At 48.8% G+C, this 25,270-nt stretch carries 20 protein-coding genes and 1 pseudogene; 8 read left to right on the top strand and 13 right to left on the bottom strand.

Translation table 11 applies throughout. From position 1 onward, the window contains the following. Together Q6A92_RS03085 and Q6A92_RS03080 are read right to left on the bottom strand one after the other, a co-directional pair. Positions 1-458, bottom strand: a pseudogene (locus Q6A92_RS03085) (hypothetical protein); the annotation flags it as partial. A gap of 621 nt (positions 459-1,079) precedes the next feature. Further along, entirely contained in the window at positions 1,080-1,796 is a 717-nt protein-coding gene (locus Q6A92_RS03080; RefSeq protein ID WP_332236986.1) for a MerR family transcriptional regulator, read from the bottom strand. A gap of 514 nt (positions 1,797-2,310) precedes the next feature. Here Q6A92_RS03080 and Q6A92_RS03075 point away from each other — a divergent pair. Together Q6A92_RS03075 and Q6A92_RS03070 are read left to right on the top strand one after the other, a co-directional pair. Beyond that, complete coding sequence (locus Q6A92_RS03075) at positions 2,311-2,481, top strand: FbpB family small basic protein (protein ID WP_274397838.1); 171 nt, start codon at positions 2,311-2,313, stop codon at positions 2,479-2,481. 109 nt (positions 2,482-2,590) lie between these two features. After that, positions 2,591-3,277, top strand: coding sequence for an aspartate/glutamate racemase family protein (locus Q6A92_RS03070; protein ID WP_274397837.1), 687 nt, complete (start codon positions 2,591-2,593; stop codon positions 3,275-3,277). Between the two features lie 274 nt (positions 3,278-3,551). On the opposite strand, the gene Q6A92_RS03065 is transcribed toward Q6A92_RS03070, so the two are convergent. The 3 genes from Q6A92_RS03065 to Q6A92_RS03055 all read right to left on the bottom strand — a co-directional run bounded on the left by Q6A92_RS03065 (position 3,552) and on the right by Q6A92_RS03055 (position 6,054). Next, the gene (locus Q6A92_RS03065; RefSeq protein ID WP_332236985.1) at positions 3,552-3,827 is read right to left on the bottom strand and encodes a hypothetical protein; all 276 of its coding nucleotides are present in this window, start codon (positions 3,825-3,827) and stop codon (positions 3,552-3,554) included. A 298-nt stretch (positions 3,828-4,125) separates the two neighbouring features. Further along, positions 4,126-4,773, bottom strand: a complete 648-nt coding sequence (locus tag Q6A92_RS03060) for an HAD family hydrolase (protein WP_274397835.1) — start codon at positions 4,771-4,773, stop codon at positions 4,126-4,128. Between the two features lie 345 nt (positions 4,774-5,118). Then, complete coding sequence (locus tag Q6A92_RS03055) at positions 5,119-6,054, bottom strand: AEC family transporter (RefSeq protein ID WP_332236984.1); 936 nt, start codon at positions 6,052-6,054, stop codon at positions 5,119-5,121. 197 nt (positions 6,055-6,251) lie between these two features. Here Q6A92_RS03055 and Q6A92_RS03050 point away from each other — a divergent pair, with 197 nt between their 5' ends. Beyond that, positions 6,252-7,148 carry a LysR family transcriptional regulator gene (locus tag Q6A92_RS03050; protein WP_332236983.1) on the top strand — a complete coding sequence of 299 codons (897 nt, stop codon included), beginning with the start codon at positions 6,252-6,254 and terminating at the stop codon, positions 7,146-7,148. A gap of 863 nt (positions 7,149-8,011) precedes the next feature. Here the strand turns inward: Q6A92_RS03050 and Q6A92_RS03045 are convergent. Beyond that, entirely contained in the window at positions 8,012-9,271 is a 1,260-nt protein-coding gene (locus tag Q6A92_RS03045) for an NRAMP family divalent metal transporter (protein WP_274397832.1), read from the bottom strand. A gap of 236 nt (positions 9,272-9,507) precedes the next feature. Next, complete coding sequence (locus tag Q6A92_RS03040) at positions 9,508-10,068, bottom strand: flavodoxin family protein (RefSeq protein WP_274397831.1); 561 nt, start codon at positions 10,066-10,068, stop codon at positions 9,508-9,510. Positions 10,069-10,310: 242 nt separating this feature from the next. Here Q6A92_RS03040 and merR point away from each other — a divergent pair, with 242 nt between their 5' ends. Next, entirely contained in the window at positions 10,311-10,709 is a 399-nt protein-coding gene (gene merR, locus Q6A92_RS03035) for an Hg(II)-responsive transcriptional regulator (protein WP_274397823.1), read from the top strand. A gap of 138 nt (positions 10,710-10,847) precedes the next feature. Further along, positions 10,848-12,494 carry a mercury(II) reductase gene (merA, locus tag Q6A92_RS03030; protein ID WP_332236992.1) on the top strand — a complete coding sequence of 549 codons (1,647 nt, stop codon included), beginning with the start codon at positions 10,848-10,850 and terminating at the stop codon, positions 12,492-12,494. Between the two features lie 299 nt (positions 12,495-12,793). On the opposite strand, the gene Q6A92_RS03025 is transcribed toward merA, so the two are convergent. The 4 genes from Q6A92_RS03025 to Q6A92_RS03010 form a co-directional block, all read right to left on the bottom strand. Then, entirely contained in the window at positions 12,794-14,203 is a 1,410-nt protein-coding gene (locus tag Q6A92_RS03025; RefSeq protein ID WP_274397822.1) for an amino acid permease, read from the bottom strand. Between the two features lie 1,609 nt (positions 14,204-15,812). Continuing rightward, a complete protein-coding gene (locus Q6A92_RS03020; protein WP_332236991.1) occupies positions 15,813-17,084 on the bottom strand; it encodes an Nramp family divalent metal transporter in 1,272 nt (423 codons plus the stop codon). 350 nt (positions 17,085-17,434) lie between these two features. Next, positions 17,435-18,640 (bottom strand): FtsW/RodA/SpoVE family cell cycle protein, encoded by a 1,206-nt coding sequence (locus Q6A92_RS03015; protein ID WP_274397820.1) that lies wholly within the window; start codon positions 18,638-18,640, stop codon positions 17,435-17,437. 513 nt (positions 18,641-19,153) lie between these two features. Continuing rightward, positions 19,154-19,585, bottom strand: a complete 432-nt coding sequence (locus tag Q6A92_RS03010) for a CBS domain-containing protein (RefSeq protein WP_274397819.1) — start codon at positions 19,583-19,585, stop codon at positions 19,154-19,156. Between the two features lie 206 nt (positions 19,586-19,791). On the opposite strand from Q6A92_RS03010, the gene Q6A92_RS03005 reads away from it, so the two are divergent. Beyond that, on the top strand, positions 19,792-20,067 hold the full coding sequence (locus Q6A92_RS03005) for a glutaredoxin family protein (protein ID WP_274397818.1): 276 nt from the start codon (positions 19,792-19,794) through the stop codon (positions 20,065-20,067). A gap of 416 nt (positions 20,068-20,483) precedes the next feature. Beyond that, positions 20,484-21,143 carry a VTT domain-containing protein gene (locus Q6A92_RS03000; RefSeq protein WP_274397817.1) on the top strand — a complete coding sequence of 220 codons (660 nt, stop codon included), beginning with the start codon at positions 20,484-20,486 and terminating at the stop codon, positions 21,141-21,143. A 382-nt stretch (positions 21,144-21,525) separates the two neighbouring features. On the opposite strand, the gene larD is transcribed toward Q6A92_RS03000, so the two are convergent. After that, positions 21,526-22,236, bottom strand: coding sequence for a D/L-lactic acid transporter LarD (larD, locus tag Q6A92_RS02995; protein WP_274397816.1), 711 nt, complete (start codon positions 22,234-22,236; stop codon positions 21,526-21,528). 381 nt (positions 22,237-22,617) lie between these two features. Between larD and Q6A92_RS02990 the strand changes: the two genes are divergently transcribed. Further along, positions 22,618-23,331, top strand: a complete 714-nt coding sequence (locus Q6A92_RS02990; RefSeq protein ID WP_274397815.1) for a helix-turn-helix transcriptional regulator — start codon at positions 22,618-22,620, stop codon at positions 23,329-23,331. A gap of 236 nt (positions 23,332-23,567) precedes the next feature. On the opposite strand, the gene cls is transcribed toward Q6A92_RS02990, so the two are convergent. After that, positions 23,568-25,016, bottom strand: coding sequence for a cardiolipin synthase (gene cls, locus Q6A92_RS02985; protein ID WP_332236982.1), 1,449 nt, complete (start codon positions 25,014-25,016; stop codon positions 23,568-23,570). Positions 25,017-25,270: the final 254 nt, after the last annotated feature.

Here is a 25,270-nt window from a genome sequence, read left to right as displayed (position 1 = left end):
CTGTTAAAGAGATCGTCGAATGTGATCGACTGTTTGGTCACTGGCTCATAGGCGGCGACGGAGGCGAGCGGGCTGGCTGCTTGGTATTCCTTGACGTTCAGCGTGTTTGGGGTGTGGTACTGGCTGATTGAAACCTGCGCCATTTCCGCGGCAAAGGCATCCATCTGTTTGTAAAAGGGATCGTCGATGTGGCGGCTGACCGCATTGCCGGCCTCACCCGTAAAGGTGCCCAGTTTCCGGTAGTCCTGGCCCAGTTTGTCGAGCGCCCCGGCCTGGCTTTTGTACGAAAACCAGAGGCGCCGGTCCTCGTCCAGATCGTCAATCGCCTTCTGGATCTGCTGAAGGGTCCGGTCCATCCGCTGCATGCGCTCCAGCGCGCCGCCCCAGCCTGAAATTTGAACGATCGCCCGGCCCATGTCGTCCCATGAACCGCTTTGGTAAGAAACATCCTCTCCCATGTTTTCCGTCACCGCCCTTCATTGATTGAGGCGGCAAGCATCAGCCGTTGATTGCCCATATTCATCGCCCCTTTATTTTGGGTACTTCGTTCGTTCCGGGAAAATGGTTCTATCATTTCGCAGAGACGATTTCATTTCACCTGAAAAAAAAACCGAAACTCTGCCGAGAGCTTCGATTTCTGATTTCTCTTCAAGCATTCATTTGTATGATAGAAAAGTGTGACAAAATATTGAACAGGGAAAAGTTCCTGGATTTTCATCTCTTTTCACGCTATTCAAACCTGATTCGACAGGTTCCGACAGAAAACTATAGGCCTTTTGAACCCTTGCTTTTTAAATGATCTGCCGGCATTTCCTGTCGATTGGGCAGCGGTCCGCCGCCGCTGACGGTCAGATGAATTTCCGCGTACATTCCTCGGGGGCAGCGAATCTATGGAACAGGAACGGCATCAAAACAGAATCAGGAAATTATAACAGGGCCTTAGTCCATTTACAGCAGAATGGGATCAGCTGGAACGATACCCTTCCGGTGATTTTTATCCGCTCTTTTTTGGCCGGAATAGGGGATATCACAAAATCCCATGTCAGGGGTATCCTTTTGTTGAATTTTTCATTCTCCGGTTATTTAGAAGCGACCTCAACACAGTACCCGGTATGCCCGCATTTGGGGCACTTTAACTTTCGTGTCCTGGGTGTGTGCTTGGAAAATAGAAATTGACCCAGTGTCGGCTTAAACTGTGTGTTGCATGCCACGCAGATATAATCTGTGTTTTTGCTGTACATCCAGGTCATCCAGACTCCCAGCAAAATGACGAGCGGCATTCCGATTGCAAAAGGCTGCCAGATGCCCCTTATGATCCAAAGAATCAGTGCCACGATTTGAATAGCATCCATGATAAGGCCGAGGATAAGCATGATCGCGTGCGTTTTTTTCAGTTTCTTTTGGCTATTCATCATGCGCTCTACGTCGCTTATGGAATTCACCGGAATTCTGTTTGTATTGCGGATGCTTTCCTTGATCATCTTAATCGAATCCAACTGTTTCTGTTTGTCTTTAATGTCGCCGCCGATCTGTTTCGCCTGCTCATCAAGCAGTAATAGCAAGACTTTGGCGGGGCTGTCGCTGTCCAATATGCCTTTAATCGATCCGAGCGTCAGTCCCAGAGCTTTCAGCATACAAATCAAGCGCAGTTTGCTCATGTCATTGTCCGAATACAGACGTCGGCCGCCTTCCGTACGCTCCGATGGTTTCAGCAGGTCTTTAGCATCATAAAACTGTACCGTTCGAACAGAAACGTTGCACAGTTTAGCCAGTTCTCCGGTTGTGTACTGCGACATAGAACTCACCTCCTTGCCCTTAGCCTATCTTATCACGCAGCGTCACGAGCAAGAGATGACGTAAGATGATTTTTTATCAAATAGATTTCTGCTGATGCTATGTTAAAAGTATATCCGTTAATCGATGGTTGGCATAAGCATAAAATGAAATCTAAAAAATGATGCAGGTAAAATAAGCCAGATTCAGGTGTGATGTCCGGATTGCTCTGTCGTTATAAATGTTGATTTTTTTGAATCGCTTTTTAAAAATGAAAAGAAAAAAAGGAATGATGATTGGCCTTTTACGATCATGATTTTGATGCTTTTAGATGACGGATTCGCACTTCCGCCCGTCCGGATATGTGAGCCGAGGGGATTTTGGTAATTATAGTGTGAGTAATCGTCTTTCTTCACGGCGAGAGTCCGGACAATCGGTATTTAAAGGATGCCTTTATTGACAAAATTGCTTTTTCAATATAATGTTAACCGTAAGCATATTAAACATATTTAATTACTTTGAATTAAAGGAGCGAGCATGAGAAAACGAAAATTGTCACTTAATGAGCTGGTCCAAAAAAACATATCGAACATTTGGCAGGATGAAGACGCATTGAGTAATATTGATTCCGTGCTTGATCGAAAGCTGACTCAAAATACCGGTCAGGGAAAAAATAAAACCAGACGCAGGGGTTTCAAGGAGATCTGAACCAGGGAAGAACGGGATTTAGTCTGTGTTATTATAGCTGAGAGACGCGGTTGGAGAAGGCTCTGTAAAAAGCAAGCCGTCGCTTGATTGGAGGTATTAGAGATATCGCATGAAGAAAGCGGGAATAGTCGGCGGATTAGGCGCCGAATCGACATTGGAATATTACAGACAGATTGTTTACAGATATCACGAAGAAGCAGGCTGTTTTCCTCAGATCGTGATCGACAGTGTAGATCTTGACCGTTCAACGGCATTATTAACGCGCCGGGCCTTCGACGAGTATGTCGGATTCTTGCTGAGAGCTGTCCGCAACGTGGCAAAGGCGGGTGCCGATTTTGGGGTCATTGCTTCGAATACGCCGCATATTGTTTTTGAACCTTTAAAAGATCAATCGCCGATTCCCCTTATCAGCATCGTTGAGGAAACATTAAAGGCCGTCCGCTTATCCGGGCAAAGGAAAGTCGGATTGCTTGGGACAAAGTTTACGATGGATGCCGATTTTTATAAAAATCTCTTTAAAAAAGATCAGATCGAAATTATCGTACCGGATGAAGTCGACCGGCAGTTTATTCAGAAAAAAATATTTGAAGAGCTGGAGTATGGAATTGTCAGGGCTGAAACCAAAGAACGCTTCCTGGCCATCATCAATAAAATGGAAGAAAACGATCACGTTCAGGCAGTTATCCTCGGGTGTACGGAGCTGCCCTTGATTATTAAAAAAGACGATACCGAGCTCCCATTATTCGATACGGCAAAAATCCATATTGACAGCATTTTGAAAAAAATGGAATCCTAACCGGCTCATCCGTTCAAAAAAGATAATAGGGTGACCGGCGGCTCAAGGCGCTGGTCAACACTTTGTCCAGGCCTTGCCTCTTTTGCTTCCCCATATCATTCCGGAGTTTTCATATAGCCATGTCTCCCATTTTTCGATCAGGTTCAGATCGAGTGGCGGCTCACCCTTGCTTGCGCATCCTTTAACGGGCCCACGAAACGAGAGGACAGAAAGGCAATCATCTAAAATGGACCGAAGCCTCCAATCTATCAGGCCTTTCCTCGCTGGCGGAATTTTAATTCCTGACTTCAGCCAATGCCATATGATGCGGCAATTCTGCATCTCTGAATGGGGGCATCAATCCATTGAAAACCGCCTGCAGAATTCCGGCAATATCATCCGGATTTACTTCCTGCAGAATTCCGGCAATATCATCCGGATTTACTTTAACGCCTCCCGGTATAACATTGACCCAATGAAAAAAGCAAAATCCGGTTTTAAAAGTCGACCAACCCCAGAAGCCTATTTTTGCCCGCCCGCCGGTTTCATACAGGCAATGCAAGCTCTCCATGGGCTATTGTCTCCCGGATGTATGATCGGAATGCCGGCAAAAGTGAACGTACGGCAGGAAAATTTAATCGCTGCGGAAAGCTGCCCGCACAGGAGTACCGGCGGAACGGCGGCCGACCGCAGCCGGGCTGGCGGCTATATCTAACGTTATACGTGCTCAGCCGGCTAAAATCATAAATTAAAACTGCCGGTTCTGACCGGCAGCGGGTTATTTCATTTGTTTCAGCCTTTTGATCTCGTCTTTCATTTCAGGAATCTTGTTCTTTTCCAATGATCCGCAATGAGTACTCCTCTGTATTTCAGTTAGTGAGGCCGGCTGTTCCGTTGTTCAGCAGGTTCAAAATGTCGCCGGGTGCATTGAAATAGTATGTCGCCCGGATAGGGCGCACGGAATGGCGGCCCCACAGAACCAGTCCGCAATTAACGCCCGCGTCCGAAGCACACTGCATGTCATAGACACTGTCGCCGATAAACAGAACCTCTTTTTCCGATGCGCCTGTTGCCTGCAGATATTTTTTCATCGGTTCGGGATCGGGTTTGTGGCGGACCGTGTCTTCAGCGCAGATGACCGTCTCAAAGAATCCCTCCAGGCCGAAATGCAGAAAGCCCTGCTTGTATTCCTGTCTCCCCTCCGACGTTATGATACCTAGTTTATACCGTCTCTTTCTTAATTCTTCCAGCAGCTCGCGAATTCCTTTAAAGACGCTGACCGTGGATAAATGCAATTTGAAATGATCCTGCCATACCTGCATGCCGTGCCCGATGTCCGAAACGCCCAGCTGCTTCAGTGCCTCTTTGTCCGGGATAAACATCGCAAACCCTAATTCGGATAATGCGAGGGTCCGATGCTGCAATTCCCGAATTGTATCCTGCAGCGAATGAAGGGTAGCATGTTCCGTGTCAAGTAGTGTGCCGTCGATATCAAAGATGATATGTTTGTAATTCATGCCGGCCTCCCAATGTGCTTGCGAGTCTTTTCATTACATGTGCAGCATTATTCTATCATTTTTTTCATGCACCGTCTCCATACACTATAAAAATGAGCAGCCTTTTGACTCATCTGCGCCCGGTTCGCGGCGCGGTCGCTTTATCCGTTCTTCTGAAAAGCGGCCTAACCGGCGGAGGGGCGTTAAATCCCGGAAATGTCCGCTATTTCTCTTCGTTTTGCCGCATACAAACCACGTTTATCCTGACAGCGGTAAAATAAAAAAAACGGGACCCCGGCATTCGCCGAGATCGCGGGCCTTTTGCGAAAGAAGTCCTGAATAGGCTGGATCCGATCCGGCTTCTTGCTAAATAATCGTCATCAAAATGGGGATTTCAATCAGACTGAAGAGTGTCGTTTCTGTAACCATGACGGCCGCATAATCGGAGTCGGCATGATAAAGTTCGGAAACGACGGGCGTATTGGTCATAACCGGCATGGCCGACTGCAGAATAAAAACCTCTTTCATGAGAGCAGGCATCGGCGCCGGCAGGACAAGCAGCGTCATGAGAGCGGGCGCCGCAATGAATCGGCCGATCAAAATACCGAGATTATCTCTATTCAGGCGAATCTTGCCCAGTCCCGCCTGATGAATTGCAATGCCGATAAAGAGCATCGACAGAGGAATGGTCAGATCGCCGATGTAGTTGAAATCGGACATCAGGAACGCCGGCAGCTTTATGTGCAGAAGGACCAGAATAACGCCGGCGATAAATCCTAACAGCGGTGCGGAAAAGATTTTTTCCAGCATTGATTTCAGGCTGATCTTTGTATGGGTATCGCCGTCTGTTTGAATCAGATAAACTCCCAATGTCCAGAAAAAGGTCGTATTGGCCATATAATAGACGAGTACGTACGGCAGGCTTTGACTGCCGAACAGCGCCATATTTACCGGCAGACCGATAAATATCGTGTTTGAATTGCAGAACATCGATTTAAACAGTCCGCTGTGGTTGCGCGGAACGGCGAATATTTTAACAGCCAGGAATGAAATGCCGAACAGAATAATCATTGAGAGAACCGGAAAACGGAGATTAGGCAGGAGATCAATCAATTCTTTGCCGTTAAAATCAGACGTGATGGTGCTGATCATATACGCCGGCAGTCCGATTTGTGTGACCAGTTTTGCAATTAACTTGCTGGTTCTTTTATCAAACCAGCCGCGGAGAGCCAGTACATAGCCTACGCCTATCATAATGAGGATCACTAAAACACCCTCTGTGCCCTGAATAAACGTTCCCAATATAAATGCCTCCATGATTGATCGGGCTCAGCGGAATTGACGAGCGATCTTCAGATAAAGCTGAGCGGCTAACGGATTATTTTGCAATGCCATTAATAATACTTATTTCCGGATACCAACGAGCATACATCTATGCTAGAATCATAGTCAAATATTCAAAGGGTCATAAAAAATATTTATAACGGGGACGGGCGGAAATGAACATCCAGGACTTAAAATATTTTTATCGATTAGTAGAGGATCAGAATTTCACAAAAGTTGCCGGATATTTTAAAGTCAGCCAGCCGACGATTACGCTGGCGGTGAAGAGGATGGAGAACGAATTTCAAACAAAGCTGGTTGAGCGCAATCATGCTCATAATGAGCTGCGGATTACCGACAGCGGCAAACAGCTGTATCATCATGTCGGCCCCATTTTGAATGAATGGCGGCTGGCGCATCAGGAAATCAATGCCATGAATCAGCAGAAAATCCGCTTCGGCATGTCGCCGACAATCAGCAGCTATTTTTTCCCCAGTGTCGCAAACCAGCTGTTAAAAACAGGTTTATTGAATCACTTATATACCTATGAAGCCGGATCGCGTGAAGTGCTGCGATCCATCGTGGGCGGCGATGTTGATATTGGGCTGGTCGGAAGCGTGGTGCCGCTGATTCATGACCAATTAGTGACGGAACGTCTTAAGATCGTCCGTTTTAAGATTGTCGTCAGCCCGTCCAGCCCGCTGGCAAAGCGGAAGTCCGTCAGTTTTCAGGAGGTAAGCGCCTTTCCGTTCGTCGTGCTGAATCGTCATTTCGCCAATCCGGTCGCTTTTGAACAGATTGCCCGCCATGCCGGAGTCGCCCCGAACATTATCTATCGCAGCAGCAATATCGATACACTGAAAAGAATTGTATCCCGCGGAACGGCGATCAGTTTCATTGCCGATTTATCGATCCTGCCCGGCGATCCGATTGTCGCCGTTCCGCTGTCGGATCGGGAACAGCCGCTTTTAACGGTGATGCTCGTCTACCGGAAGACGCTGGAATTGTCGGAGCGTATCCGTCAATTTATCGAAATCGTCCGTGAGTATAAACAGACCGGCAGAACGGAGTAACAACCGTCTGTAACTGAAGTGAATCATATGAGCCAAAACGGTCGTTGAGCCCTCACCGAGACTGTAAAGCGGATCTGCAGGGAGCCATGAACAAATGTCGAAAAAGCGATTGTGAAGCCCGGACCGGCAATCCTCCCGTCGGTTTCAGACGGCCGGGAATCCTCGCTTCGGCATGGCCTATCCGCTTCGGCACGAAAGCGGAACCTTAAAAGAATGATAAAAATCAGATCCCGGATGCACGTCAAGGATCTGATTGATTATAAAATAGTTGGACTTTTTAAAGCTTCTTTCTCGGCATCGGCTCGAAACCCGGATTCCTTCTGTCGGCTTAAGGCCGGTAAGAAAAAGCGGTTCATTAAACGATCAAATTACCAGTGAAACCCGCGTGCGGGCGGACACGGACACCCGGGATCAACAACAACGTTTTGAAAAGATTGCGGGAAAAAATGTCTGGGTACATTAACTATGTTTTGTCTGTTGATGTGAACGATCGGGTGGACGACAGGCACTGTCCTCGGGAAAAAGGTATCGCGTACGACATATTGAGGATCGCAATATATGGGCCGGCAGGATCCGAACATCGTGATCACCTCCATTCCCTGTATAAAATGCCGTTAAATAGACAATGGGAACGGCGTACGCATATGACCCGGCCGTTTAAGAAAAATAATTAACCGGAATCTTATCCGACTATGAATTTTTAAGTACAGCCGGCGGAAAACCTTTTTATATTCGAAAAATGGAAACAGAACGCCGGCCATGGCCCTTGCGGCGATTGATGTTTTTGCGCCGCCCTGCCTGTAAGCCGTTCACGGGATCGACCGGCGGCATTCATTTCGTCAATCCGTCTGAAAAGATGCTGATCATGAGAAAAGGCTGAACACGCTCATATAGAGCCCGAAAGCCATCACAATTCCCGACAGGCTCCAGACCAGGTATTTATGAAACCCCTTCATACGCTGTTCCTTTGGCAGCGCTTTTGCCTCAAGTGCGAGCAGAAAGCCAAGGACAATCGGAAGCAGCATCGCATTCATGACTTCGACATCCAGTGTAATTTTAACCAGATTGACGCTGCAAATGACTAAGACGGCCCCGCCTACGTGCGCCAGAGTATAGATGAAGTAAAACGCCTTTGCATCTTTTACCTTATGGTTCAGGCTTTTGTTAAAACCGAATACCTCTCCGATGCCCCAGGCACCTGCAACGGAGACGACTAATGAAGCAATAATGGCGGCTCCGACAATGCCGAGGCTGAACGCCAGTTTCGCCCCGAAAAATCCCAGAAACGGCTCCAGTGCATCGGATATTTGCTTCACATCGTTTAATGTGCGGCCGGGGCTTGCTTTACCGATGGTTGCCGCACAGGTTACGAGCACGGCAATCATAATCAATTGGGTAATGACTGAACCGCTCAATGTATCCCAGCGGGTGGCCTTCAGATCGCGTACCGTCAGCTTTTTATCGAGGACCGCCCCCTGCTGATAGAAGATCATCCAGGGCATGATGACGGCTCCGACGTTTGCTGCCAGTAAGTACACGTAGTTTTTGGAAGCGAGCGGAACAGATGTCAGACCCTGTACTATGTCTGCCGGATTAGGGTGAGACAGATAGGCGGCGACTAAGAAGAAGACTTCAAATAATCCGACAGCGATCCCAATCCGTTCAAATCGTTTATAGCTTCCCGTCAGTCCGATTGCGACGAGGATGATCGTGGCGATGCTGACGCTGAGCCAGGAAGGGATGCCGAATAACTCGCCGGCACCCGCAATGCCGGCAAATTCAGTGACCAGTGCCCCGACAGATGCCAAAAACAAAGTGCCGACAGATAGTAAAGCCCATTTCATTCCGAATCTTTCGCGAATCAGTTCGCCGTGTCCCTTGCCTGTTATAATGCCCAAACGAACGGTGACTTCCTGAATCAGATAGAGGATGGGGATTAATAGGAGCTGCGGCAGGATCATTCTATAGCCCCATTGAGCACCCGATTGAGCGGCTGTGACGATACTCCCGGCATCCGTATCGGCCAGCATAACCATCAATCCGGGTCCGAATGTTGCTGTAATCAAAGCTATGCGCCGTTTCCAATTATAGGATTGCGAAACGGTCAGAGTCGGTTTATCCATCTGAAATACCTCTTTCATTGCTCTTACGGAAATGATAATCATTATCACAACATGAATATCTTATTTGATTAATAATCGCAGGTCAATGCTTATTATGAAGGTTATTATTACAAATTGACAAAAATCTCTCTTTTCATACAGCCCCGGCCGGAGTGATGGCAGCGGGACAATCATTTGCCTCATTTCACAGCCAAATACAATCATTCGGGGAAAATTGTCTGATTGTGATCGGCCATTCATACAGCGGCGCGGGCTTTTAAATAGTGATTTAGATTAACGGCGGCATGCAGGGCGTCCTTATCGGCTAAAACTTCGCCTTTCTTATCGCCCTTGCCGATAATATAACTGCCGAATTTCATTTGTAAAAAGTCGCAGATGAATTGTGTCTGCTGGATCATCGGCAGGGCTTTGATGTAAGGTTGATCGCCGCCGACGGTGATTAAATGAACTTCCTTTGCTTTCATTTTTTCCCTGAAATCCGGCAGTGACGGATCTCTCAATGATTCAGACCAGCGATCAATGTACAGTTTTAACAGACTGGACATGCCGTACCAGTAGACCGGTGTGACCAGTAACAGGATATCCGCAGGAATCTGTTTTTGAATCAGTGTCCGGTAATCGTCATCCGCTGAATGGAACGGATCTTTTTTTGCTGAACGGCTCAGATCGGATATCGGATCAATATGATAATCTTTCAAAAAAATTTTTGTAGCATCCAAATCTTGAAGGGCGATATCGGCGAGCTGTTCCGAGTTTCCTTTATCTCTGATGGAGCCGTAAATAGCCATGATCTTCATGGGCATGCTCTCCTTTTTTTGATTACTCTTATCATACAATGTATGTACCGATCGGTTAAAGACGAATATAGCGATTCTATCCATCGGTTTCTTCAATGCCTGCATCCGCCTTGTATGTAACGTCTCTCATAAAAATAGAAACGTTCAATCAGATGCAAGGCGCTCTGCAAAACAATAATAGAGCCATTTGTATTGACTGTGTACCTAGGTACAGGGTTTATACTCTGAATGAGGTGAAAAAGATGCACTATCGCATGGGCGAACTCGCGAAAAAATGTAATCTGAGTAAAGAAACGATTCGTTATTATGAACGGATCGGCATCCTGCCGGCACCTCCCCGTTTAGACTCGGGATATCGTATTTACACGGAGCGGACTGTTGACCGGCTGAGCTTTATTATACGTATGCAGGGACTGGGATTCAAACTGAAAGAAATTGATCAATTACTGGGCGTTGTTGATCGCGACGAAGCAAAGTGCTGCGATATCTACAACTTTACCGTTGAAAAGTTAGCAGACATACGCCGCAAGATTAAAGATCTGAAAAAAGTGGAACAAATGCTGATTGATCTCAAAGAGCGCTGTCCGGAAGATAAAGATATTTATGGGTGCCCGATTATTGAAACATTGATGAAAAAATAAGAGAGGAACAGGGTGAGGCAATGCGTAAAAAAGCAGTGGTTTGTCTATTAGCCCGGGAGAGCAGGGGGCTCATAGCCGGCTCAAAGGCTGAAATGCGATCCAAAATTCCATATAGAATTTCGTAAAAATCAGGGAGGAATAAAATTGGAAACCTGCCGGATGACAATTCAGGGGATGACTTGCCCAGACTGTGAAGATCGCGTGATCCGCGCAATGAACAGCGTTGGCGCTGAAAATGTATCAGCAAGCTATCGAAAGGGGAAAGCCGTTTTCCAGGTTGCGAAAAAAGACGCTATTGAAAGCGTAAAAGCGGCTGTCGGGGATACCGGCTGCAAACCCGGAAATATCGAGATTATTTCCGGTGAAAGCCGGATAAAAATGGACCGGACCGGTGACTATGATTTACTGATTATCGGTTCCGGCGCTTCCGCTTTTTCAGCAGCAATTGAAGCTGTCGGACTGGGAGCTAAAGTAGCGATGGTTGAGCGCGGGACTGTCGGCGGAACGTGCGTCAATATTGGATGTGTCCCATCCAAAACATTGCTTCGCGCCGGAGAAATCAACCGTTTGGCCCGCATGAATCCCTTTGCCGGTCTTGACGTTTCGGCAGGACCCGCGGACTTAATGGCTTTAGTCGATCAAAAGAACGAGCTTGTCGGCAAAATGCGTCAGGATAAATATGTTCGTCTGATCGATGAATACGGCTTTGAGCTGATTCACGGGGGAGCGAAATTTCTCGATGGGAATAGTGTGGAAGTTGATGGCCGCAGGATGACGGCGAAAAACTTTTTAATTTCAACCGGTGCCGCGCCGGCGCTGCCGGACATTGAAGGTCTAAAAAAAGTCGATTATTTAACGAGTACGACGGCTCTTGAACTGAAAGAAATTCCGAAACGCCTCGCTGTTATCGGTTCCGGATATGTCGCGATGGAACTCGGCCAGTTATTCCACAACTTAGGGTCGGAAGTCACATTCATCCAGCGAAGTGCCCGAATTTTAAAAACATATGATCCTGAAATTTCTGAAGCCGCCGCTAAAGCGTTGACGGGACAGGGGATGAATCTAATCACGGGCGCGCTGGTTGAGCGGGTCGACCAAGTCGGCGCTATCAAACGTATTCACATAGCGGTGAATGGCGAGAAACGGATCATTGAAGCGGAGCAGCTCCTTGTTGCCGCCGGCCGAAAGCCGAACACGGCGGACCTTCATCCGGATGCTGCCGGCGTTAAACTCGGATCTCAGGAAGAAATCCTCGTTGATGATTTTCTCAGGACAAGCAATCCGGACATTTACGCTGCGGGGGATGTAACCATGGGGCCGCAATTTGTCTATGTAGCAGCCTATGAAGGCAGGGCAGCTGCAAGAGTTGCCTTGGGGTTTTCAAAACAAAAAATTGATTTGCGCTTTGTTCCCGGAGTCGTATTTACGAATCCTTCGATAGCGACTGTCGGGTTGACAGAAGAGGAGGCGAGGAAGGAGGGATATGAGGTCAGAACTTCCGTCTTGCCTTTAGATGCTGTTCCGCGCGCGATTGTGAACAGGGAAACGACGGGCGTTTTTAAGCTGGTCGCAGATGCGAAAACATGGAAAGTGCTCGGCGTTCATCTCGTTGCCGAAAATGGCGGAGATGTGATTTATGCAGGAACATTGGCGGTTAAGTACGGATTAACCGTCCGCGATCTTCAGGAAAGCCTGGCCCCCTATTTAACCATGGCCGAAGGGTTGAAGTTAGCAGCCCTTACATTTGATAAAAATGTTTCAAAATTATCCTGTTGTGCAGGATAACGGCATTGCCGGTCTCGAGTTGACAGATCATAGCGAAGAGAAGCAAAAACCGCAGAGCACAGGCTCCGCGGCTGTCGGCCTCATGTTGACAGATCATAGCCCGGATACGCGGAGACATAACCCGGATATGCGGAGATTGGCGGAAAACTTTTGACTTTGATACTTCGGAGCGGTCCCGGTATGACAGGGGCGCATTTTGGATTATAAAACAACTTTTGCCCCTGATATTTTGGGAGCGGCTCCCGGCCATGGGCTCCCCTCATCCGGATGGCGGCGGTTCTCCGCTGAACGGATATTTTTCAATCAGAACGGAGCCCGTCTCTTGCTTTTTCAGTGAATTTTTTCTTAATCAGGTAAAGAAGCAAAATGAAACCGACGATCACGAGAGTAAAAATGAGACTGATCCGCTGCTGCCTGTCGAAAACGGAGCCGGTGATACCCAAAACGATGATACAGATACCCAATAGCCCCGAATAGGGCTGGAAGGGGATCGTTCTGTGCCTGCCGGAGTATATTCGCCGGTTTTTCATATCAGAAAGGATGATATTCAGCCAGTTTAAAAGAAGCATCGTACCGGAGGCGGTTGCCAGATATTCATAAACGGATTTAGGAAGAAAATAGGAAAGAACATCGACGAGAATCAGCAGCGCCAGGGTCAGAAACAGTCCGTAGAGCGGGACATCCTTTTGGGTGCGTCTGTTAAACAGCCGCGGTGCATCATGATCTGCGGCGAGGGCGGCCAATATGGTTGTCATCGAGTACAGGGCGCCGATCATTGTTGAAAACGCTGCGGACAAAATCACAAGGTTGAAAATTCCGCCGATGAAAGAGATGCGGGCCGCGGCGAGAGCGGTTACGAACGGACTCTCTGCCGTGCCGATCGTTTTCCAATCCGCAATCATTAAAACAGATACGACCGAGAAAAAATAGATCATCGTCAATGTAATAACGAGGGCGTAGCCCGCTTTGGAAACATCATCTTTGCTCCGGCAGCGATCCGCCGTCAGGCCGACGATTTCGATGCCGCCGAACGAAAGCAGCACAAAAATCATGCTTCCCCAGAAACCGAGAAATCCGTTTGGAAACAGACCCTCTTGAAAAGGACTATGGACGGATAATGGAAAAGAGCCGAATCGGCCGCCTATAAAAAGCAGAAATGCGAACACGATAAAAGCGAGCAGCGCCGAGAGTTTAAGCACGGCGAGGTAGGATTCGATCGTTCCGAAATCTTTGATGCCCAGCATGATCACACCGATGCCCAGACAGGCGTATCCGCTAAAGAAAATCCATAACGGGATCTCCGGCAGCCAGTAACGGGTAAATGTAGACAAGGCTGTAATTTCACTGGAGACAATCATGAGTCCGGCGAACCAATAGATCCACCCGAAGACAAACGCATAGGCATCGCCGTAGGCCTTTTTGGCGTAGGTCCGAAAAGAACCGCTTTCCGGGTCGTTGACTGTCATTTCCGCCAATGCCGAAAATACGATCAGGGCCGACACGCCGGCAATCAGATAGCTGATTAATACAGAGGCACCGGCAGCACGGATCGATAACCCCGATCCGAGAAAAAAACCGGCACCGATGACCGAGCTGATACCGATCAGGCTGAGCTGCCACCACGAGAGGTAAGCTCCCTTTCCGGACCGGATATTCTTCTTTTCCTGACGTGCGGCCATGGTTTGAATAGGGTGATCGAACTTTTTCACGGTTTTTGTGGATTCCTCCGTTCAGATATTTTTTATTCTGAACAACTCGGCAAAATTCATACACCGCGCCGTATTGTTTGAAACGGGTGGGGGCAAGCAATTTAACATCTAATTCACTGATTGCAGGCCGGCCACGTGAGATTTCTATGGGGGCCGGGCCGGCCTGGTGAAAAAAGGCGGATTCTTCTTCGCCCGGCGGTTTTTGAATCCGTTTCGCGGACCTATCAGCAGTCTTTTTTTCTCCAAATTTTAAAAAGCAGGTATCCTCTCAACTCATGTATCCAGCCGGTCTGCAGTGCGAAGGCGCCGGCGGTTCTTTCGAAAGCGATCGGTTGGCACAAGCGGCGGTCTATGGCTTTGAATTTTCACGCAAACGTTTTGGAGCGATAAACTCCTGACGGGGCGATACTCCGCCGGAATAGGGCGAATGGCGATCCTTTTCGGGCGATAGTCCGCTGCTTTAGGGCGATTCATTCTTTTTTCGGGGCGATAAACTCCTGACGGGGCGATACTCCGCCGGAATAGGGCGAATGGCGATCCTTTTCGGGCGATAGTCCGCTGCTTTAGGGCGATTCATTCTCTTTCCGGGGCGATAAACTCCTGACGGGGCGATACTCTGCCGAAATAGGGCGAATGGCGATCCTTTTCGGGCGATAGTCCGCTGCTTTAGGGCGATTCATTCTTTTTTCGGGGCGATAAACTCCTGACGGGGCGATGCTCCGCCGGAATAGGGCGAATGGCGATCCTTTTCGGGCGATCGGTTCGCTCCTACCGGCCAAATCCAGGGTTCTATCGGCCGAATCGAGCCTCCTACCGGCCGAATCCAGGGGTCCACCGGCCGAATCGAGCCTCCTACCGGCCGAATCCAGGGGTCCACCGGCCGATTTCGGACCTCTTCCGGCCAAATCCAGGGTTCTATCGGCCGAATCAAGCCTTCTACCGGCCAAATCCAGGGTTCTATCGGCCGAATCATGCCTTCTACCGGCCAAATCTAGGGGTCTATCGGCCGATTTCGGGCTTCTTCCGGCAGAAGTTTATTGATCGTGGAAACGCTCTGCCTTTCAAGAGACGTTTTCAGGAAGAGTCGATCATTGATTGACGGCAGGCGCGGCAGGACAATGAACTAAAGACTCATATAATAGAAAAAAAGAGGGAAAAGAGCAGTGCACCGCCGGATCAACATCGGTAAGGCGCACAGAATCGACAGTAATCGTCCGATAATCATCAGTAATCGCAATTATGCGTAAGGAATCATCAGCAACAGCTGAGGAATCAACCGACCTGAAATATCTAAGCGCGAATAATCGGCACTTAATACGGATCTCTTACTTAACAAGGACGGCTCAATTGTAGCGGGAGCGGATAATCTGTGCCTGGGCCGCTGAGACGTTATCGAATTCTTCAGGACAGAGCCCTGTATTCGCATGCTATTGGATGCCGCCCGGATTGTATTGCGGTTTTAACGGGGCCTGGTATTGACTGAGCATATTTACCATCTGTACAAGCCTGTTGCCCGCGCCGCATTCATGAAATAAAGAACCTCTCAGCGACGGAGGGAACATTGCCGCGCCGGGAGGCAGATACACTTCAGAATTGTTTTTGGATGGGCTTACGCTGCGAAGGTCTGATAGAGAAGAAACACGTTCAGACAGATTACCACTCCGGCTACGGCCCATGCCATAAGTGTCGTTATCCTGTGATTGACAAGCTGTCCCATAATTCTTTTGCTGCTTGTAAAGATGACAAGTGGAATGATTGCGAGCGCAATGCCGAAGGAGAGGACAACCTGGCTCATCACCAGTGCGCCGGTCGCATTCGCGCCTGTGATGATAATGACCAGCGGCGGAATCATCGAGCAGATACGTCTGATGAAAACAGGGATCCGTTTGTGAATGAAACCTTGCATCATAATATCTCCGGCCAATGTCCCGACACATGAACTGGACAGCCCCGCAGCCAGCAGGCCGATACCGAACAGAAGCGAGGCACTCGGGGCGATAAAGGCACCGAATTGTTTAAAAGCCACGTTCAGGTCTGAAATCACGATGTGCCCGTGGAAGGTCGAAGCCGAGACAGCCAGCATCACCGTGTTGACGATCCCGGCAAGGCTCATGGCAATCAGAATGTCGATGAACTCGAAACGGAAAATCTTTTTCCTTTCTTCCGGCGTTTGGCCAATAACTCTTCTGCACGTCAGACCTGAGTGCATGTAAATGGCGTGGGGCATGACGGTTGCCCCCAAAATGCCGGCAGCAAGCAAAATACTGTCCGCTCCCTGGAAGTGCGGTACGAATCCGGCCATGAACGGTCCGAACTGAGGCAGTGAAAAAGCGATTTCGCAGCTAAACGCGATCACAACAATGAAAACCATGGTCGCGATTGCCATCTCAAGCGGGCGGAAACCCCTGATCTGGAAAAAGAGGATGATCAGCACACTGATCGCCGTTAAAATAGCCGCCGGGATCATCGGCAGGCCGAAGACAAGATGAAAGCCGAGCGCGGCACCGATAAATTCGGCCAGGTCGGTCGCCATGACCATGACCTCACCCTGGATCCAGTAGAAAAATGCCACACCCGGCTTCCATTCATCACGCAGGATCTCCGGCAGATTACGCGAGGTGGCAATGCCGAGCTTCGACGATAAAGTCTGAATCAGAATTGCCATCAGGTTCGAAACAATGACGACCCAGAGCAGCAAATAGCCGTATTGGGAACCGCTTTGGATGTTGGTTGCATAGTTGCCGGGGTCAATATAAGCTACGCATGCGATAAAAGCCGGCCCGAGAAACGGCAGGGCCTGTTTCCAGCCTTTTTTCTTTCCGACGGCTGTCTGAAACGATTCGGGGTGCTCTCTTCTGTTAAGGCCCGGAAGCGTGCTCACTGCAGCTCCGCTGCTAGCTGCCGACAGAATCGGCTGTCCGTCTTCTTTGTAAGCCATTGAAAGCGCCTCCTTTGTTGATTCGATGAATAAAAGTTTCTTTAAAGAAACTTTTATTCTCAACTACAATTTACGTCAATTATAGCAAAATTGCAACCCCTGAATGAAAATTATTTTTAAAACGTTTTCACGATATTGTGCAGTTTTTCCTTCCATTTGCAACAACGTTGCTGCAAACTGAAAATCAAACGGCAGGCATCCGACCTGTTGAGTCAGAAATGCCTGCCGTTTGGACTATTCCGTTCATGATACCCGGCAAAAACTGTTTCGCCGGGCGCTCCGTTCAGAATCGGTTATCCGATCGATGCCGAGCCGGATACCGTGAAGAAAATGGATTTGCTTCTGTGATAGACGCTCAATGCCAAACCGACCGCAATATAGTTGGCGATCAGCGAGCTGCCGCCGTAACTGATAAAAGGAAGCGTGATTCCCGTTGCCGGACTCAGATAAATATCCATGCCGACGTTCTCAAAAATCTGGAAAGCGAACATGCCGATAATCCCGGTAACCAGATAGGTGCCGAATGGATCGAGAGACATGGCGGCGATTTGCATGAGCCGTTGAATAAGGATTAGGAACACAAGAACGAGCAATGCCGATCCGATAAAGCCGAATTGTTCCGCGATCGCCGTAAAAATAAAATCCGTCGTCTGATTAGGGATCATGCCCGCACGTGTTTCCACCCCTTTAAGGAATCCGTCTCCGAAGACTTCGCTTGAGCCTACGGCTATCTGAGCCTGCTGGACGTTATAGCCGGCCCCTGAAGGATCGTAGCTCGGATTCAGCCAGGTCACAACCCGGTCTGCCTGAAATGATTGCAGCAGATTATGCTTGACCAGCACATTTTCAATAAAATTGGTCGACTGCTGCGGGAAGTCGAGAGCCAGAACCGTAAATCCGAAAACAACGAGAAGAAACCCCAATGTGAGCAGGGTAAAATGTGAACGCCGGGCGAAAATGATAGACATCGCATATACGATGGCGAACAGGACAAGCGCCTGGCCTAAAGCCGGTTCCTTCAGTGTCAGCAGAAACGGGACGATGAACAGGGCGGAAATGGCGGCCATCTGTTTGAAACCGCGGCTTCGGATTTCCGATTCATCTATATTGGCCATGTAACCTGCGACAGCAATAATCAGTGTCAGTTTGGCAAACTCCGACGGCTGAAACGCAAAGATTCCAAGCGGAATCCAGCTGTGCGCGCCGAACTGCCTCGGCATGACAAATACGACGAGAAGCAGGAAAATCGAGATGCCGTACAGCCACTTGCTGTTCTTGCGGAGCGCGCCGTAATCGAATTTTGCCGTCACGATCATTGCAATAAAGCCCAGTATCTCGAATAAAATCTGTTTCGGAATAATCTGGGCCGGAACAGTCGGATTGAACTTGCCGTACGTAGAGGAGAACAATGCCACTGTACTGAAGACGGCCAATAAGAGCAATGAAATGATAATCGCCCAATCCAAATGCTTTAACCACTGTTTAATATAATAATCCACTGTAAGCCTCCATAAAGAATCTGCAGCCGGATTGCAGAACATGTCTCATGACGGGATAGATTGCACGGCTGTTTCCGAAGTCATGAAAAACGCTAAAGATGCATCACGTACAATAATTCGCAGGGTCGCACGGCCGTTTTGTCGATGTTCATGCAAAAATTCAAAAGAACGGTCCGAATTTATGTAATGAACCGGGCAGATTTCCATCTACTGATTATACAGCAAGTTGATGCCGGTATCAGCCCAAACTGACAAATCGGGTAAAAAAGCGCGGCGCCGCTTTTTCGACGGCGGGAAACGGTCCCCGACGATTGCCTGCCTGCAGTCCTCTAAAGAAGCGGCAGCGGTTCATGCTCTGTAAAAAAGGGCTGTCCCATAGTCGAAAAGCCGATTATGGGACAGCCCTGGGCTCCCTGATTCATATGCTCGGTTCAGGAGCTTTTGAGACACCTTTTTTCTAAGGAAAATGCGATCTCCCTTAGCGGATGATTGTGTTTTCGGTTTCCGGTTTTCTTAATCTGCGTTCGTTCTCGAAATACCGGACAGTGCCTTTTCCGCCTCGTCCTTAAGCTGGTTTTCTGTCGCCAGATCGCCCAGCGAGACAATGCCGACCACACGATCGTTTTCGACGACCGGCAGCCGGCGGATCTGTTTTTCAGACATCAGCCGGGCAGCTTCGTGGACATCCATGTCGGGCCTCCCGGAAATCAAATTATTGCTGGTCATACAGTCGGCAACGGCCACCTTGTCGTCGTCTTTTCCGCGGGCCGCCGAGCGCAGTGTGATGTCCCGGTCTGTAATAATCCCCTCAAGTTTTCCGTTATTTATGACCGGAATCGAACCGATGTTATGGCGGCTCATCAGTTCGGCCGCTTCTTTCAGCGTCTGATTCGGCGAACAGCAGACAATGTCGCTTGTCATGACCTGCCTCAGTGTTTGAACCATGATTGAAATCCCCCTTTCGCTTTTAAGTTGCCCCAATCCATGCCGTTCATAAAAACAAATTTAAGGAAAAATATTTGATCCGAAAAAATGGATCGGTTTTCCACAGCGGTAGTGAAAAAATCCGGCGTTGAGCAGATAAAATGACAGGCCTCTCGCGGCTTGTTACAATAGGTTCGGTTGTTAAGAAGCAGGAGGAGGCATAACGGATGACGGATGATAAAAAGGTGCTTATGATTACCAAAATCGGCTGCCCTTACTGTGAACGGGCCAAAGTCGTTCTGAACGAAGCGCTGGGCGGGAAGTACAATGATCAGATTGAACTTTTCGTCAGAGAAAGCGATGAGCAGCGTTTTGCGGAACTTAAAGAAAAATATCGTTTCCTGACCGTCCCGACATTCATTGATAAAAAAACCGGCGCCGTTTTGAGCGATTCACAAAAAGAAACCATCACTGAATTCATGAAAGAAGCGACGGGTTTCTAAGCAGAAGGCGGGTCCTCGAGGAAAATGATCCATCATTTGTACGGTTTTCTGAAAAGCAAAAGCGCGGACAGCTGAAATAATATTTTCAGCTGCCCGGCGCTTTTTTGTGCTATAAAAAGAGCATAAATTTCTTAAGGACGGCAGGATAAGCGGCCGGACATCAGCGCTTGCCGCGGCCTGTTCGCATGAATCGTTCCGGTTCCCGCAGCAAAGGCTCCATGCGCCAAAGACGTTTTCTACTGAGGACGGGCGATGAAGAAACGGAGGGATCGCCCGCCTTTTCAGTTTTCTTTCAGAAAAAGAAGATAAACTGAACCAAGACTGGGATCATGATTGGGGTTTATTATTGATCCGATTTCCGGTAGGATAAAACACGAAGAATGCTCATAAATAAGACAGTCGGGGGAGACGTAGACATGAATGCTTTATCATGGATCATCAATGTTTTTTTACATATTGACCGGTTGCTTCTGACCATCGTCAATCAATACGGAGGATGGACGTACGGAATTATTTTTGTGATCATATTCATTGAGACGGGCCTGGTGATCTGTCCCTTTCTTCCCGGGGATTCTCTGCTGTTCGCTGCGGGTGCGATTGCCGCGCACAGCAGTTCAGGACTCAATCTTTTGCTGCTGATTCTTTTGATTATTTTCGCCGCTGTGCTTGGCGACACCGTCAATTATTGGATCGGACGCGAACTCGGTCTGACGCTGGAGAAACACCATCTTTTCCGTAAATTGATTAATCAGGACAAAATGGATAAAGCCGAGCGTTTTTTTAATAAATACGGCGGCTTTGCCGTATTCCTCGGCCGGTTTATCCCTTTCATCCGTACATTCATTCCCTTTATCGCCGGAGGCAGCAGAATGAATTATCCGTTCTTCTTCTTTTATAATGTGCTGGGCGGCGCTGCCTGGACGCTGCTGGGGCTGCTGGCGGGCTTCTTTTTCGGGCAGATCCCGTTTATCAAGGCTCATTTTTCGATCATCGTGCTGCTGATTGTCTTCGTCTCTTTAATCCCGATTATACTGGTCTGGCTTAAAAGCTTTTTCAGCAGAAAGAGTGAAATTTAAGAAAGTACCTCAGCCGAAAGGAAAAGAAGCTGTCCGGAATGTTTTGAATGATCCATACTGCAGAGCGGGGCGCCCGTGTCATCGAAAACATCGATTGACGGGGCTGCCCCGCTTTTGTTTCTGTCCGGTCCCGCGAAAGGAGCGCCTGCGATGGCGCCCTTGTCCGGATCAGGCCTTTCCGGGGACCGGAGCCGGCTGCTGCAGACGTGATTAAACAGTCTTCTCCTGCGCATCCTGCGTTCGCGGACGGCCTATGGACAGGAAGAAGGCGGACAGCCGTGTATCTTCGGCTGCCCGCCTTGGTCTTGAGTCCGGAAAAAGCAGTATTTTGCCGCTCCCGGTTTAGGGGGAGCGCAGCGTTTATTTGCAGGAAGGTCCGGATTTACAGACCCAGGAACCCTTTTGCGAAGAGAGCGGCACAGGCCGCCCCCAGAAACGGGGCAAGGCCCGGAACAAGGATGCCGTACTGCCAGTCGTTGTCCGCTTTGCCTCCGGGGATCGGAAGGATCGCGTGAGCAATGCGGGGTCCCATATCCCTGGCAAGATTCATTGCAAATCCTGTCGGTCCGCCCATACCCATGCCGATTGCCCAAACGAGCAGGCCGACGGCGATCGGGACGATACCTGGTGTCTGCACTTTGGCGATGGCCAGAATAGCAGTAATAAAAATAAACGTGTCGATAAATTCAACGAAAAAATTGCGCGGCAGATTGCGCACGTTCGGATTGGTGGAGAATATATTGCGGATTTTAACTCTGTCTATGTCGACGGATGCCTTGAACTGATCGGCATAGGCAATATACACGGCAATTGATCCGGCGACTCCGCCGAGCACTTCCGCAACGCTGTATGGAATGACATTGCTCCAGGATATATTTCCCAGGATGGCCTGTGCGAGGACCATGGCCGGATTAATGCTGACATTGCCGAAGATAAACAGGGAAATGGTGATGCCGAAGCCCCATGTAGTGATGGCGAAAATATGGCCCGATCCCTGGTATTTGGAAGTGTTCAGCACTTCACAGCAGTGGACGCCGACCCCGAAAATAATCATTAGGGCCGTCCCCAGAAATTCCGCGACGAGTTGATGCATTTTTAATGTTTCCCCCTGAAGATTTTATAAATAGTGCGATAACAGGAAGAGTATAATGGCAACATTTTTCGATTTCTTTTCCATTTTTTTGATTGATTTTGTTCGTATTTATGAGAATGCGGTTGCAAAGTGCATATTTATTGACGTCTGTTCCTTTAAATCATGATTTTGGAAACCGGCCGCCCGCCGGACCGCCGCACATTAACAGCATCGTCACAACCCCGTCATATTTTTTTTGATATACTCCTCATATGCGGGGAAGCCGGAAAGGCCGCTTTCTGCACGGGCAGATAAAGCCCGCCGCAAACGAAACCTGTCCCCGTCATACTCGGCCGGGCGCGGGGCCTGAGAAACACTGTAAAAAGGAGCAGACCGATCTCAATGGAAAAGTTATATTACTACTTTACGTCGCTTGCTGCAGAACGCCGCTACCGCTGCACCACGCATTTCAAGCTGATGATGCCGATCCACGGAACGGTCACGCTGATAACGGCGGGCGGCCGCAGGACGGTTTCCGACTCCGAGATGTGCTTACTGCCTTTCCGGGAGATGTACGCGGCCTCTTCACAGGTGTCTAATGAAAGCCTGGTGATTGCAATACCGGAAGAAGATGCCGCCTTTTATTTCAAAGATGTCCCGGACAAACGGGAAAGTCTGCACTGGCCGATCGATGCCGCCTGGCGGCCGATTAAAGAACTGGTGCTCGCCGAAGCGGCGAACGGCAATAAAGAGGACGTCGCTCTTTTATTAAATTACGTGCTGCGGAAAATTGCCGATCAGCCTGTCAGCGCGTCGATCCGCTTCATCAACAAACATTACACGGAAAGAATCGGGATTCAGTCACTGGCGGCGATGGAGCACTATACGCCTTCCTATTATTGCGGCTGGTTCAAGAAAAAAATGAATATGACGCCGATAGAATATATCCATTTCCTGCGCATTCGCCGTGCAAAAGAACTTCTGCGCGATTCAGAACTAAGCGTTTTAGCGATCTCATACCAGGTTGGCTATGAATACAACGCTTCCTTCACAAAAATGTTTAAAAAATATGAACAGCTGTCCCCCTATGAGTATAGGGCGGAATCGGGCCGCTGAGGCTGTCCGGCATAACGCCATGCCCCGCAGGACCGATCGGTCTGTTTTTTATAAAATAAGGAATACCTTTCGCCCCATCAGACGGGTTTTCTTTAGAATGATGGAGTCATGACTGCCAGGTCGGCCGGCATTGCCGGTTATGCTGTGAGCGGCACGGATCGCGGCCGACTATAAAAAAGGCGCCTCAAAGTCGAAAAATCGACGGATGAGACGCTCTTTGTGTTTGCGGGTTTGCATCAAAGTACCGGAGAGAGAAGCCGTGAGATCGATTCTTTAAACCGGATGATAGGAGGCCGCTTCTTATAACCCTCCATCGTCAGTTCTTTGGACTGCTTCATATCTTTCTTGAATATTTCGGCGAGCTGCCGGGCCGTTTTCTGGTGATAAATAAAGGCATTGACTTCGAAATTGAGCATAAAACTGCGAAAGTCGAGATTGGATGTGCCTACGGTCGCCAGCCGGTCATCAACGACGATCGTCTTTGCGTGCAGAAACCCGTTCTGATAAAGAAAGACGCGGACGCCGGCCTCAAGCAGGATGCCGACATTCGAATACGTCGCCCAATAAACAAACGGATGGTCCGGTTTATTCGGGATCATGATCCGCACATCGACGTGGGAGAGGGAGGCGATGCATATGGCGTTCATCAGGCTTTCATCAGGGATCAGGTAAGGTGTTTGTATGTAGACGCTTTTTCTGGCTGATAAAATCATCTTGATAAATGCGTTTTTAATTTGTTCCCATTTTTTATCCGGACCGCTGGAAACGATCTGGATACCGACCTCCCCGTATTTTGTAGTCTGGTCGGTATTGTAGTAGGACTGAAAGGGAACCATTTCCCTGGACGCCTGATTCCAGTCAAGCAGAAAGCGGGACTGGATGCTGTTGACCGCTTCGCCTTTGATGCGCAGGTGCGTATCGCGCCAGAAGCCGAATCTGCTGCTGAGCCCGAGATATTCATCGCCGACGTTAAATCCGCCGATATAGCCGATCTGGCCGTCGACAATTACCAGTTTGCGGTGATTCCGGTAATTGATCCGCATATTAAGAATCGGCAGATGGCCCGGGAAAAAGGTCTGGAATTTCCCGCCGGCCTGTGTCAGCCGGCGCACCAGTTTCTTCGAAAGCTTCCGCGATCCCTCATCGTCGACAAGCAGACGGACAACGACCCCCTCCCTGACCTTCTGGATTAAAGCATCAATCACTTCGTTGCCGAGAAAATCGCTCCGGAAAATATAATATTCAATGTGGATGTGATGCTTCGCCGAACGAATATCCTGAAGCAGCTGCCGGAATTTGCTCTCTCCGTCCGTATAAACGGTCAGGCTGTTATTTAGTGTAAGCGGCGCCTCATCATTATTGAGATTCATATAAATCAGTTCGTGATAATCTTTAAGAGGAGGCTGGGTAAACGGGTATTCCCGGTCGACGATCGCTTTCATCTGCCGCCGGACCATTTCCTTTGTGCGTTTGTGAACCGTGTGGTCCCATTTAAATATCTTGCGGCGGCTGAGATTCTGGCCGAAAATAAGATACAAAATAAAACCGAGGACCGGAATAAAGTTGAGAATCATCAGCCATGCCCAGGTTGAGCTGACACTCTTTCGTTCAAGAAAAATAACCGCAGCCCCGAGAAAAAAATTTAAAATGAGAATAATTGCCAATAGAATTGAGAGAATAGTCATCCGTCCACGTCCTTTTTCTCAAGTCCGCATTCTCATTATTATAACCCTAAAATACGGCTGCCCGCCAGCCTCAGCTACTTCATTCTGCGCGGCCGGAACCGTCCGGGGCTGTTTTGCCGGGTTTTTCCGCATGTGTTACGAGAGACGGCTATTCATTGATTCTGAGGACGGTTGACCGCTATAATAAAATAAGAGGGCGAATCTGAAGAGCAGAGTTTTCCCCCATCCGCTCCTGAAGGTGTGATGATCCGACG

Origin of the sequence: Sporolactobacillus sp. KGMB 08714 (assembly GCF_036598985.1) — a bacterium.
Classification (GTDB): Bacteria; Bacillota; Bacilli; order Bacillales; family Sporolactobacillaceae; genus Sporolactobacillus.
This window is presented reverse-complemented; position numbering and strand designations above follow the sequence as displayed.